Raw genomic sequence first — 12,737 nt, 5'->3', positions numbered from 1 at the left:
CCCTGTACAACGAAGGACGGCTTTCGCCATCCCGTACGTCATACAGGGGTAGAACAGGCTGTTACTGTTCCATTTGCTTGCCCAGGAAGCCAGCGGCCGTTTCGGCCATTTTGATCTCCATTTCGGCCATTTTTACATTCTCGTCCTTATTCAGTAAAATAACCGAACCAATGGGATCGCCACCGGAAACAATGGGAGCCGTCACAAAGGACGAGATTGTTTCTTCGTGGTCACGGGTCAGCTCATAGGAGCCGCTGGCTGTTTCCAGCACCGTTTTGCGATTATCCATACTATTTTCAATAATGCTGCCAATCGGCTTGTCCAAAAACTCTTTTTTCGAGCCTCCAGCCACCGTAATAATGGTGTCTCGATCGGTAATCATCGTAATATGGCCTGTGCTTTCAAACAGGGACTCAGCATATTCTTTGGCGAAATCACCAAGCTCACCGATAGGTGAATATTTTTTCAAAATGACTTCTCCGTCACGATCCACAAAAATCTCGAGCGGATCTCCTTCACGAATTCTCAAGGTGCGGCGAATTTCCTTCGGAATAACTACACGCCCAAGGTCATCAATACGGCGAACTATACCAGTAGCTTTCATTTCACATGTTGCCCCACTTTCCCAAGAAGAATTTAGTCAACTACTGACGGTATCGAAAGACGCTTCCACTCCCCCGGAAGCGGTCACGAAGAACGTCACGGTCATGGTGTTTATGGTGATATCTGACCATAGTATTCATCTGTTCCCAATTCCTTATGCATGTTCAGTTATTTACCTTCGTTTGTAGCCCCATCTTTGGCTGTTCCTGCCTTCGTATCGCTAGTACCACCCGTTGTTCCGCTTGGCGCAGTCGTGCTGCCTGTGCCAGGGGCAGTGCCGCTTTTCTCTTCTGCAGCAGGTGCCTTCGGCAGATTGAATTTCAAATTAAGTTTGGTCAAATCATTTTCGGTAAAGTTCTGAATGCTTTCCCCGGCCAGTTTGTTTTTCAGGGCAGCCTTTTCGTTGTCCTTCAATTTATCAAACGTAGGCTCATTGCGTGATTCCACTTTGATGATGTGATATCCATATTCCGTTTCCACCGGATCACCGATTTTGTTAATCGGCTGGGTTTCGGCTGCCTTTTTAAAAGCAGGCACCCATTGCGCTACGGACGCATTTTCATACAGACCGCCATTAGACGCAGAGCCTGGGTCCTCTGAATATTTCTTGGCAATTGTCGCAAAATCTGCTCCTCCGTCCAGCTTCGCCTTCACTTCCTTGGCCAGCTTGAGAGCATCTTCTTTTTTACGTTCTTTGTTCGTTTTTGGATCGTGGAAATTAATCAATACATGGCGCACGCTTGCGGTTGTGAATTGATCTTTATTTTTCTCAAATTCCTGTTTCAGCTGATCGTCTGTTACTTTGTTCGTCTCACTGTTGATTACGGTCATTATGCGCGTGAAGTAATCTTTCACACCTTGCTCAGTCAGCTTTTGATCACTTAAAAACTTCTTGAACTTATCTTCTCCGACCGATTTTTTATACTGATCCAGCTGTTCGTTCCCTTGTTTGGCGCCCTGTTCCTTGGATTTGTCGTCCGCTTTGGCCGCCAGAAGCTTGTACACCACTTCCTGCTTTGCAATTTGCTCCCGCACTTGATCCGAAGCTAGCGCAGCTTCATACTCCGGGTACAAAAATTTCATCATGCTGATTTCCTGATTGAACTCATTTTCTGTAATGGTTCCGCCTGTGTAGGTAACGACGGCCTTACTGTTGTCCTGCGGCTCGTCCTTGACCTTACTCTCATCAGCTTGCTTTGTACATGCCGCCAGCACGGATATAGCCAGCAGCGCTGCCATGCCCAAGGAGAGCATTCTCCAAGGTTTCCTCTTATTTAGTTGAGACATTTTGCAGTTCCTCCTTCAATGTGAATGCTTCTTTCAATGCACTCAAAAATTCCTCCAGTAGTTCTAGCAGTTGTGCATCATTTAGACCTTTACCCTTTATGCGTGCGCTCATAGAAGTACCCTGTTCAAATTGTACACGTCTTTCAAAGCGATTGCCAATCTCGGCAAGTTTGGCAGTCTGCAGCGCCTGCTGGCGACCCTCGTGAAATTTCAACACCATATTGTCATCCCGTTGCACAATGGACTCGATGCCATACATCCGTCCATATACCTTGAGACGGGCCACGGCCAGCAAATGACGCACTGCCTCAGGCAGATCGCCAAACCGGTCGACCAACTCATCCTCCAGCTCGGAAGCCTCGTCAAAGGTACTGACTGCCGCAACCTTTTTATAAATCTCAATCTTCTGAATGCTGTCATAAATATAGTCTCCCGGCAGGTAAGCATCGACGCTCAAATCAATCGACGTACTCCAATTCCGATTCGACAGATCCTCTTCTCCAAGCACGCTGACCTTACGTTTATTAATCTCCTCAGCCAGCATTTGTGAATAAAGATCAAAACCAACGGATGCGATGAATCCATGCTGCTCTGCGCCCAGCAAGTTACCCGCTCCGCGAATGGACAAGTCGCGCATTGCAATCTTGAACCCGGAGCCCAGCTCTGTGAACTCCTTGATGGACTGAAGGCGCTTCTCCGCCACTTCCGTGAGCACTTTATCCCGCTGGTACGTGAAATAAGCATAGGCGATCCGGTTAGAACGGCCTACACGACCACGGAGCTGATAAAGCTGGGACAGCCCCATTTTATCGGCATCATGCACAATGAGCGTATTCACATTCGGGATATCCACTCCGGTTTCGATAATGCTGGTGCTGACCAATACATCATATTCGCCATCCAGGAAGTCCAAAATGGTCTTCTCCAGCTCGGTTTCGGACATCTGTCCATGGCCCACACCCACCTTAGCCTCAGGCACGAGCGCGTTGATCTCAGCAGCCATTTCCTGAATGCCCTGCACACGATTGTACAGGTAGTATACCTGCCCTCCGCGTGCCATCTCACGTTCAATAGCCTCACGTACCAGCGTCTGGCTGTGCTCAACCACATAAGTCTGCACTGGAAAGCGGTTTTCGGGCGGTGTTTCAATGACCGACAGGTCACGCACACCCAGCATAGACATATGCAGCGTACGCGGAATAGGCGTAGCCGTTAACGTCAGCACGTCTACATTCGTTTTCAGCTTTTTCAGCTTTTCCTTGTGCGTCACGCCAAAGCGTTGCTCCTCATCGACAATCAGCAGCCCCAGATCCTTAAACACCAGATCCTGTGAAAGCAGACGGTGGGTACCAATGACAATATCAACCGTACCTTGTCGAACTCCCTTGGTCGTCTCATTCTGCTCTTTGCGCGAGCGGAAACGGCTCAACACCTGAATGTTGAACGGATACCCGGAAAAACGTTCACGGAACGTTTCATAGTGCTGCTGCGCCAAAATCGTCGTCGGTACCAGTACCGCTACCTGTTTGCCCTCAATAGCAGACTTAAAGGCAGCCCGAATAGCAACCTCGGTCTTACCGTAGCCTACATCACCGCACAGCAAACGATCCATCGGGCGGCCCTGCTCCATGTCCTTCTTAATTTCTCCAATAGCCCGAACCTGGTCACGGGTCTCTTCATACGGGAACATATCCTCAAATTCCTGCTGCTCCGGTGAATCCTTTTCAAAAGCAAACCCCGGCGCCGATTGGCGCTCTGCATATAGCTTGATCAAGTCATCTGCAATATCCTGAACCGAGCTGCGCACCTTGCTTTTAACACGTGTCCACTCATTGCCGCCCAGCTTATAAATCTTGGGCTCTTTTTCCTCCGAGCCAACATACTTCTGAATCAGATCAATCTGTTCAATCGGTACAGACAGCTTATCGCCGCCCGCATAGAGAATGTGCATGTAATCCTTGTGGATGCCGCCAACCTCCAGCGTGCCTATCCCCATGTATTTCCCGATTCCATGATTCTGGTGTACGACATAATCGCCTACCTTCAGCTCGCTATAGCTCTTAATCCGCTCAGCGTTGTCCACATGGCGGCCCTGTTTACGCGCTTTGCGCTGCTTCTGGGAGAACATTTCCCCTTCAGTAATGACCGCCAAATGGATAGATGGCATCTCAAAGCCGCTTTGCAGATTGCCAATAGCCATCATAGGCTCATCAATGCCGTAGTCTTGAAGTACACGGCGCATTCGATCCAGCCGTTCATCTCCGCTTGCCAGCATCATAACCTGTGTGCCCGCCTTGCGCCAACGATCCATTTCTGCCTTGAGCACATTCATTTGACCGTGGAAATCCTGCATGCCCCGGCAAATGAAATTCAAAATATTTTGCGGCTGGGTATGTGGAACCTGGCGAAGGAAGATCGACAGGAACAGGGTCTGAAATCTTCGATTATATAGCAGATTGTCCGAGTTATCCGATAGCTCCAGTTGCGGTAGCGTTTTACCGTTTTGAAGCAAATGCAGGTTCCACTCAGACTCATCCCGTTCCAACTGCTTGGCCGTTTCCAGCATTCGCGCCGGTTCATCAATCACCAGAATCGTATCCTCCGGCATGTAATCTGCCAAGGTTCTACGCTCCGGATACAGCAGGGAGATATATTTATAGATTTCGTCAAAATACACATGCTCCCGCAGCAGCTCAATTTCACGATGGATCTCTTCTTTCAAATGCTGTTTGGCGTGACGATCGGTCATTTTGCCCAGCTGCTCCTCCAGCAAAATTGCAGCCGCATCCGCTGCCTGATCCATACGCTGGTTGCTCGCAATCACTTCCTTGCACGGCGTTACAATCACGTTCTGCACCTTTTCTACTGAACGCTGATCCTGTGGATCAAACATACGAATGGAGTCAATTTCATCATCAAAAAGCTCCACACGATAGCCCCAACGGGTTGTCATCGGATAGAAATCAATAATTCCCCCGCGTACACTCATCTCACCACGTGACTCTACACGTTCTACACGCTGGTATCCCATTTCGACCATATGTAGCAAAAACGACTCTAGCTGAATCGTCTCGCCTTCTTTCAGCTCGATACGAGCCTCACGCCAAGCCTCTGGAATTGGCAGTAAACGCCGAACACCAGAAAAAGGCACAACAACAACCCCACGAAAACCCTGGGTGCATCGTATCAATACATCAATTCGTTGGGATAATGTCTCTGGACTGGATATCGCTGCTTCAGCAGCTACCAGCTCGTTAGCAGGATACAGTAAAACCTGATCAGGAGAAAGCGCTTCCTGCAAATCATCCGCTATTTTTTGAGCGGAAAACATATTGTGCGTCATGACCATCAACGGTCGTCCGATATCTTCGGCAAGCGCGGCCATCAGTACCTGTCTTGAAGAGCCAGATAAACCCGATATCAGCTGTTCCTTCATGCCAGATGATATGCCTGCTGCAATGGATGCATAATCAGCATCCTTCGTAAAAGCCTGAATAAGTGCTTGTAACAAAAAAGGCACCCCTTTATGCTTATAAATAGTTACATGTAAACCGAAAAAGAAGCCTCAGCAATGCTGCCAAGGCTCCATAAGCGAAAAATATCGCTTCACCTCTCAAGCTGGTACATCTGACCAGTTGAATACCTGTTATTGGAGCGGATTTGCGAGCAAACTCAGCTCCGGGTTATTTTCCAGCGCTTGACTGCAATGTTCGCAAATAACTTTGACAGTCACTTCGCCGCCCGAATTATACGCTATTATATCTCTACGCTCGGCAGGGGTCAAGGAATGGAAGCCCAACCTTTCTTCGGTTATTGCCGCGGAATCAATGCGTCCCAAGAAAGTTCGACAATGTCTGCATACATAATTAACAATCATGTAATGTATATGCCTCCTGAAAGTTTTCTATACCTTTCAGTATGTCCAACAATCTTCCATTTAAGCCCGTCTGCCTCTGTCTGGGCTACTTATTGAATTCTGCCATCGTCCGTTCAAAAGGATGACCCAAGCTATATTCCAAAGCGCTGCACGTGTCTTCTATCATCCCGATCAACAAATCTTTTTCCTTCCTGGGAAAGGTCCCCAGAACATAATCGACAATAGCATATCCAGGCTCTGGGCGGGAAATGCCCATACGAATCCGGTTGAAGGATTGTGTTCCTGTATGCTGAATGATTGATTTGATGCCGTTATGGCCGCCTGCGCTACCTTGATAACGCAATCTTATTTTACCAACCTCTGTATCCAGATCATCATACACGACGATCAAATCTTCGAGATCTGCTTTATAGTAGTCCATATAAGCACGCAAAGACTCGCCTGAGAGATTCATATAAGTCATTGGCTTGATCAACACCGTTTTCACGCCGCCGATATGCCCCTCTCCAATTAACGCCTTGCATTTGCTTTGATTGATCTGGATGTTATGACGTGAGGCCAGTGCATCGAGCGCCATAAATCCCACATTATGTCTCGTTTTCTCGTATTGGGGACCAGGGTTACCTAATCCTACAATCCACTTCATGAACCATGACACCCTCTTTCGAAGTCTGTATTTTTTGGTAAAATAGTTATATTGAACAGGAAGGTGCGTGCCGATATGCTCAATCAGGGTGATAGCCTCTTATACGACAGCCATTTTCTATATCATTTAAAACATTTCGTTCCTGTCCAGATTTATGACGGGAATGTACACATCCAGATTGGCATCATTGCACGTTTTAATGAGCATTTTGTCGAAATAGAGGACACGCTATACAATCGTCAACGCTTCACATTTATTTCTCGGCCAGGCTTTTAGCCTGACATGCTGATAGGGGTTACCTTTTCCGTAAGGAAAAAGCAACCCCTTTTTTAATGAGCCAGCGCTTATTCGATTTCAAACAGTTTGCTGATCGACAATTCCTCATGCACACGGATGATGGCTTCTCCCATTAACGGGGCCACAGACAGAACCTTCAGCTTGCTTGTCGGATTCGGGTGAACGATCGGAATGGTATCCGTCACGACTACCTCTTTTAATGGCGAATTCTCCAGTCTTTCCATCGCAGGACCGGACAGCACGGCATGTGTACAGCACGCATACACGTCTTTTACGCCGCCCTCTTTAAGCGCATTTGCGCCCAACACAATCGTTCCGGCTGTATCAATGATATCATCAATTAAAATAGCCGTTTTCCCCTCGATGTTCCCGATGATGTTCATGACTTCACTGACATTTGGCTCTGGACGACGCTTATCAATAATAGCGAGCGGTGCACTCAGGAAGTCCGCCAGTTTGCGCGCACGAACAACCCCGCCATGATCGGGTGAAACGACAATCGGGTTCTCAATTTGCTTGGAACGGAAATATTGGGCCAAAATTGGCGCTCCCAGCATATGATCCACTGGAATATCAAAGAATCCCTGAATCTGCATGGCATGCAAATCCATACTGATTACGCGGTGAGCTCCTGCCTTCTCAATCAGGTTGGCGACAAGCTTCGCTGTAATCGGATCACGCGAACGGGCTTTACGATCCTGACGAGCGTAACCGTAATACGGCATAACGACATTGATGCTTTTCGCGGAAGCGCGTTTAAGTGCATCAATCATAACCAATAGCTCCATCAAATTATCGTTAACCGGCAGACAAGTCGACTGCACAACGTACACATGGCAGCCGCGAACGCTTTCCGACAGCTTAACCTGAATTTCACCGTCACTAAACGATGTGGTATGGGATTCCCCCATTGGGATTCCGATGTAGTCCGCAATCTGGTGGGCTAACTTCGGATTGGAGTTACAAGTAAATATTTTGAGTTTGGAATCGCAATAAGTCATTAATAGAAACCCTCCGTGCTGGTTCATTCATTACAGATTCAACAGCTTGCTGATTAAGGTCATTCCGATCTTTTTTTCTTCGCTTTGGCACGCGCGCGGATTTTATCCGCATATCCGGCTTTGTTCTCTTGACGTGGTCTGGCAATGGCCAAATCATTATCAGGGACAGCATGTGTTACAGTAGAGCCTGCTACGACATAAGCACCTTTTCCAATCTTGATCGGGGCGATCAGATTCACATTGCTGCCAATAAAGGCATCGTCTTCAATTTCTGTAATGGATTTATTATATCCATCATAATTGACCGTTATTGCCCCGCAGCCAATATTAACGTTTGTTCCCACCTTGGCATCACCGACATAGCTCAAATGAGACACCTTGGAGTGATCCCCAATGGTCGCATTCTTCACCTCAACAAAATCACCGATCTTCACATGTTCGCCAAGCTTCGCACCTGGACGCAGATAAGCAAACGGACCCACAGACGTGCTGCTTCCCACTTCCGCTTCGTTCAACACCGAATGTTTTACCGTTGCGCCCGAATGAACAATCGTATTTTGAATCTCAGCCTGCGGCCCAATGACGCAATCTTCGCCAATTTGCGTTTGACCATGCAGCCATGTGTTCGGGTACAGCACCGTATCGGAGCCAATGACAACCTCGCTCCCGATGTAGGTAGAGGACGGATCAATGATTGTGACACCATTCAACATGTGCTTGCGAACGATACGTTCACGCATATAGCCCTCAGCCACCGACAAAGCGACTCTGTCGTTTACACCGATGGATTCCGACATATCAGCTGTCAAAAACGCCTCGATCTGCTCACCTTCGCCATGCAAAATACCAATGACATCTGTCAGGTAGTATTCCTGCTGCGCATTGGTGTTCGTAACCTTGTCCAGCGCTGCGAACAGCTTGGCATTGTCAAAACAGTACGTTCCCGTGTTGATTTCCCGAACAGCATCCTCCTCAGGTGAGCAATCCTTCTGCTCCACGATTTTGAGCACAGCTCCTGAGGCGTCACGGATAACTCGTCCATATCCTTTCGGGTCATCAAGCTCAGCAGTCAGAATCGTAGCAGCCGCTCCGCGACTTTCGTGCAATTGCACCAAGCCCTCCAGCGTTTCCGCTGTGATCAGCGGAGTGTCTCCACAGATGACGATGGTCGTACCTTTCTCCTGACCGAGCAAGTCTTTGGCCTGCTTGACGGCATGGCCTGTTCCCAATTGCTCTGCCTGAAGCGCATATTCTGCTGATGGTCCCAAGTAAGACTGTACCGCTTCTGCACCATGACCCACGACAACTACACTTCGGGACACCCCGATTTCACGAACCGTGTCGAGCACATGGCCAACCATCGGTTTTCCGCACACCGGATGCAGAACTTTATATAATTTGGATTTCATACGTTTTCCCTGCCCTGCGGCAAGAATGACTGCCAACCTTTCCAACAAGTCCAACCTCCTATCCTGAAAATAACAGTTACCCTTTGGCTAAATCGTTAATTCCCAGATCAGATTTTGCTTAACTTTTCACAATCCTCCTGAAAAATAACGGCGAACCTTTGGTTAATGGCTATTTTTTCAGGCCAGCTTGTGCTGGACATTCACCCCCGGGACGCATAGCTGCACAGTCCCTGTCTTATGAAAAAGCCGCTTCGGCAGCCCGGATGACTCCAAGTTGCCTTAAAACTGACTGTTAACTCACTAAAGAATATATCTCATTCCAGCCAAAAAGAAAAGAGAGCCACAGTTAGTGGCCCTCTTTTTCTTCTGTACCCCAATCCTGCTTTAGGCGAATTAAGCGCCTTCTTCAATAGCGACTTCTTCATCCACAGCTGCGCGTTCGTACTCAGTCAAAACAGCAGCCTGAATCTTCTCGCGGGTTCCTGAAGATATTGGGTGAGCGATATCGCGAAACTCTCCGTCCGGGGTTCGTTTGCTTGGCATAGCTACGAACATTCCGTTATTACCGTCGATAACTCGGATGTCATGAACAACAAACTCGTTATCAATCGTAATGGATGCAATCGCCTTCATTCTGCCCTCTGAGTTCACTCGGCGAAGTCTAACATCCGTAATCTGCATGTGTGTTTCACCACCTTTTTCCAAATAGGACTTGGTGTATAATTCCACACAGCAATTCGAATTCCTTCTTTTTTTGGACAATTCGTATCCTAAATTCAGGTAATTTTTTTGAAAAGATTTCTTTTCGACATATTTAGGTATTTTATGATGGATTGTGACAATTTACTGCCCTGCCAAGTCATCAAAATAATTTCCCAGCTTGACTGTAATTTGTTTGCTGCGAGAATCGACTGCGGTCAGATTAGCCAGTGAAATATAATCGTGCAGCAGGCGCTCTTCATTCTCAACCTCGCCCGATTCCACCAGCACACCTACTCCGGCTACCTCAGCATCAAACTCAGCCAGCAAATCGACCATTCCCTGAATCGTTCCGCCTGCCTTCATAAAATCATCTACGATGAGCACACGCGATTTCTCTCGCATCGCACGTCTGGACAAAGACATCGTATGCAGGCTCTTTTGCGAGCCTGAAACATAATTAATACTTACAGCCGAGCCTTCTGTCACCTGATGGTCACGCCGTACGAGGACGACTGGCAGATTCAGCTGCGCTCCCGTTGCATAAGCGAGAGGAATCCCCTTGGTCTCCACCGTCATCACCACATCAATCTGGCGATTCGCAAAAGCGGTCGCAAATATTTTGCCAGCCTCGTTCATCATCGCCGGTTGGCCCAGCAAATCGGACAGATACAGATATCCCCCTGGCAATATGCGATCAGGCTGTTCCAGTTGGGCACACAGGTCGTTCGCAAACGCAAGTGCGTGCTGATTGGAAAGCCTTGGAATGAGCTTGACGCCCCCTGCCGCTCCTGCAAGCGTCAGAAGCTCGCCAATGCCCTCATCCTCGAATACTTCCTTGATAATGGCCAGATCCTCGCTTATAGATGACTTGGCCGCCCCATAGCGATCCGCAAAATGAGTAAGAGGCACTAGCGTATGCGGCCGTGACAACAAAAATTGCGTCATTTCCACCAATCGTGAGCTTCTTTTAAGTTTCTTCACAACAATTCCTCGCGATCTGTTCTCCTGCCGCCCGCTTCGTACAGTAAAGCACCGGCGGACTGGCCGGTTGCTGGCGGAATGTAAGTGGTATAGTAAAATCCGAATATTTAATAGTAAATATATCATCTTTGTACGTATTTGTACAACAATTACCACTATAATTGGCAAAAAATAATTAAAATCAGGTCAAAAGTCGTACTGCATACACATCTTTGCAAAAACCTCTCAGGCCGTTGTAGATCCGTGGCACTTTCGCTTCTTTCGATACCAGTCCGAATACCGTAGGTCCGCTGCCTGACATCAGCACACCATCTGCCCCCAACCGGATCATGGAGTTTTTGAGATGCTCTACTTCCGGGTAGAGCTTCAGCGTTACATCCTCCAGTACATTACCCAATGCATTGCACACCTCGGTAAAAGAAGCGTTGCGGATCGCATTCTCCATCTGCCGGGCAGACGGGTGGTGCGCAATCTGGTCTGCTTTGACGCGTCCGTACACTTCTGCGGTCGATACATTAATCGGCGGCTTGGCAAGAATCACCCAGCATTGAGGCGGGTTCGGAAGCGGCTTAAGCAGTTCTCCGCGTCCGCTCGCTAAAGCTGTGCCCCCTGTAATACAGAAAGGCACATCTGAGCCCAGCTCCGCACCCAGCACTCTTAATTCTGCATCCGAAATGCCAAGCTTCCACAGCTTGTTTAATCCACGCAGTGCGGCAGCGGCGTCACTGCTTCCACCCGCCAATCCTGCCGCCACCGGGATATGCTTATCCAGGTGGATATGCACCCCCGTAGACACGTTATAACGTTCCTTGATCAGACGTGCAGCCTGAAAGGCCAAATTCTTTTCATCCAACGGTATGTACCCGGCCTGGCTTGAAATAATAATGGTGTCACGCGGTAACTCGGACATCGTCAATCGATCGGACAAATCGACCATGGTCATGATCATCTCGACCTCATGATATCCATCATTCCGCTTGTGTAAAACATCAAGCATTAAATTAATTTTCGCCGGTGCTTTTTCGTATATTTTCAAGGCGTTCACCCACCTTCAACTTTTCCCTCAAGACAGCTTAACATATTATATCAGACTCAGCGTGTCAAGTCATGAGGTTCAAAAAAAGCGGAGATTGCCGGTACAGACCGGATATCCCCGCTTTTTCATAGCACCACCGATGATTACGATTTACGGGAAGCTGCCTGCTCCGCAAGCTGAATGGCCCGCTTGACCATATTGCCCGCATCCTTGGCTTTAATGCCTCCCCAGCCCTCTTCCTTGACCGTATCGTAAAACCCGAGATCCTTGGCCAGCTCGTTCTTTAACTCCTCCGACATAACACTCCGTCTTCTTCGGCTCATGCATACGCCTCCTTCGGCAATGGAATAAGGAAGATCATTCCCGTCTTAGTATGCACAGAGATGCCGAGCTTTATCCTGTTCCACATATACAAAACGGCCTCGTCATTTGGAATGACGAGGCCGCCGTTAAACCTGCAAAGCTGGTATAAATTACGTAAAACCAATTAAGGTGCTTCAAAATACTCGACTACACTTGTATGGGAGTCGGGATCATATACAGTGACCTCCACCGACTCGGTAAGGATGTCAGCATAGCTGTAGGAGACACGTTTAAACGTTTGTTGCTCCTGATCCAGCTTGACGATAAAAACAGAAGGGTACGTTTCTTCCAAGACACCAGTTCGTTCGACGGTCTTACGGCGTCCGCCGTTAGCCCGCAGCAAAATTTTCTGCCCTACATGTGCGTCGAGACTGCGTTTGATTTCCAACAGCGTATTTTTTGCCATTGCCTAACGACCACCTCTTTCCTTGTCCATTATAACGAATTTTAGAGAGATTGTCAAATCAAGCTAAATATTATAACAACACGAAAAATAAGTTGTCAATTTAAATTTTTGCGAACAGGAACGAAGCCT

The 12,737-nt window shown here is 48.0% G+C and carries 12 protein-coding genes; all 12 read right to left on the bottom strand.

The window, feature by feature from the left end; genetic code table 11:
- Window positions 1–61 precede the first annotated feature (61 nt).
- Window positions 62–604, bottom strand: a complete 543-nt coding sequence (gene spoVT, locus KQI_RS0124560) for a stage V sporulation protein T (RefSeq protein WP_010349543.1) — start codon at window positions 602–604, stop codon at window positions 62–64.
- Window positions 605–771: 167 nt separating this feature from the next.
- Complete coding sequence (locus tag KQI_RS0124555) at window positions 772–1,890, bottom strand: peptidylprolyl isomerase (RefSeq protein ID WP_010349542.1); 1,119 nt, start codon at window positions 1,888–1,890, stop codon at window positions 772–774.
- Entirely contained in the window at window positions 1,874–5,401 is a 3,528-nt protein-coding gene (gene mfd / locus KQI_RS0124550) for a transcription-repair coupling factor (protein WP_010349541.1), read from the bottom strand. The genes KQI_RS0124555 and mfd overlap by 17 nt, the downstream gene beginning before the upstream one ends.
- 135 nt (window positions 5,402–5,536) lie before the next feature.
- Entirely contained in the window at window positions 5,537–5,767 is a 231-nt protein-coding gene (locus KQI_RS0124545; RefSeq protein ID WP_010349540.1) for an anti-sigma-F factor Fin, read from the bottom strand.
- Between the two features lie 85 nt (window positions 5,768–5,852).
- Window positions 5,853–6,413 (bottom strand): aminoacyl-tRNA hydrolase, encoded by a 561-nt coding sequence (gene pth / locus KQI_RS0124540; protein WP_010349539.1) that lies wholly within the window; start codon window positions 6,411–6,413, stop codon window positions 5,853–5,855.
- A 344-nt stretch (window positions 6,414–6,757) separates the two neighbouring features.
- Window positions 6,758–7,711 carry a ribose-phosphate diphosphokinase gene (locus tag KQI_RS0124530; RefSeq protein ID WP_010349537.1) on the bottom strand — a complete coding sequence of 318 codons (954 nt, stop codon included), beginning with the start codon at window positions 7,709–7,711 and terminating at the stop codon, window positions 6,758–6,760.
- A gap of 59 nt (window positions 7,712–7,770) precedes the next feature.
- A complete protein-coding gene (glmU, locus tag KQI_RS0124525) occupies window positions 7,771–9,168 on the bottom strand; it encodes a bifunctional UDP-N-acetylglucosamine diphosphorylase/glucosamine-1-phosphate N-acetyltransferase GlmU (RefSeq protein WP_080572181.1) in 1,398 nt (465 codons plus the stop codon).
- Between the two features lie 345 nt (window positions 9,169–9,513).
- Window positions 9,514–9,801, bottom strand: coding sequence for a septation regulator SpoVG (spoVG, locus tag KQI_RS0124520; RefSeq protein ID WP_007428016.1), 288 nt, complete (start codon window positions 9,799–9,801; stop codon window positions 9,514–9,516).
- A gap of 162 nt (window positions 9,802–9,963) precedes the next feature.
- Entirely contained in the window at window positions 9,964–10,803 is an 840-nt protein-coding gene (gene purR / locus KQI_RS0124515; RefSeq protein ID WP_010349535.1) for a pur operon repressor, read from the bottom strand.
- Window positions 10,804–10,984: 181 nt separating this feature from the next.
- Window positions 10,985–11,839, bottom strand: a complete 855-nt coding sequence (gene ispE, locus KQI_RS0124510) for a 4-(cytidine 5'-diphospho)-2-C-methyl-D-erythritol kinase (protein WP_010349534.1) — start codon at window positions 11,837–11,839, stop codon at window positions 10,985–10,987.
- A 143-nt stretch (window positions 11,840–11,982) separates the two neighbouring features.
- Window positions 11,983–12,162, bottom strand: a complete 180-nt coding sequence (locus KQI_RS0124505) for a small, acid-soluble spore protein, alpha/beta type (RefSeq protein ID WP_010349533.1) — start codon at window positions 12,160–12,162, stop codon at window positions 11,983–11,985.
- A gap of 164 nt (window positions 12,163–12,326) precedes the next feature.
- Window positions 12,327–12,608, bottom strand: a complete 282-nt coding sequence (gene veg, locus KQI_RS0124495) for a biofilm formation stimulator Veg (RefSeq protein WP_007428012.1) — start codon at window positions 12,606–12,608, stop codon at window positions 12,327–12,329.
- Between the last annotated feature and the right edge of the window lie 129 nt (window positions 12,609–12,737).

The sequence above is a fragment of the Paenibacillus peoriae KCTC 3763 genome (assembly GCF_000236805.1).
GTDB lineage: Bacteria > Bacillota > Bacilli > Paenibacillales > Paenibacillaceae > Paenibacillus > Paenibacillus peoriae.
This window is presented reverse-complemented; position numbering and strand designations above follow the sequence as displayed.

Coding starts and splice junctions, on each gene's coding strand:
- KQI_RS0124555 (WP_010349542.1), bottom strand. CDS start 1,890: ATGTCTCAACTAAATAAGAGGAAACCTTGGAGAATGCTCTCCTTGGGC.
- pth (WP_010349539.1), bottom strand. CDS start 6,413: ATGAAGTGGATTGTAGGATTAGGTAACCCTGGTCCCCAATACGAGAAA.
- KQI_RS0124505 (WP_010349533.1), bottom strand. CDS start 12,162: ATGAGCCGAAGAAGACGGAGTGTTATGTCGGAGGAGTTAAAGAACGAG.
- veg (WP_007428012.1), bottom strand. CDS start 12,608: ATGGCAAAAAATACGCTGTTGGAAATCAAACGCAGTCTCGACGCACAT.
- KQI_RS0124530 (WP_010349537.1), bottom strand. CDS start 7,711: ATGACTTATTGCGATTCCAAACTCAAAATATTTACTTGTAACTCCAAT.
- spoVG (WP_007428016.1), bottom strand. CDS start 9,801: ATGCAGATTACGGATGTTAGACTTCGCCGAGTGAACTCAGAGGGCAGA.
- KQI_RS0124545 (WP_010349540.1), bottom strand. CDS start 5,767: ATGATTGTTAATTATGTATGCAGACATTGTCGAACTTTCTTGGGACGC.
- spoVT (WP_010349543.1), bottom strand. CDS start 604: ATGAAAGCTACTGGTATAGTTCGCCGTATTGATGACCTTGGGCGTGTA.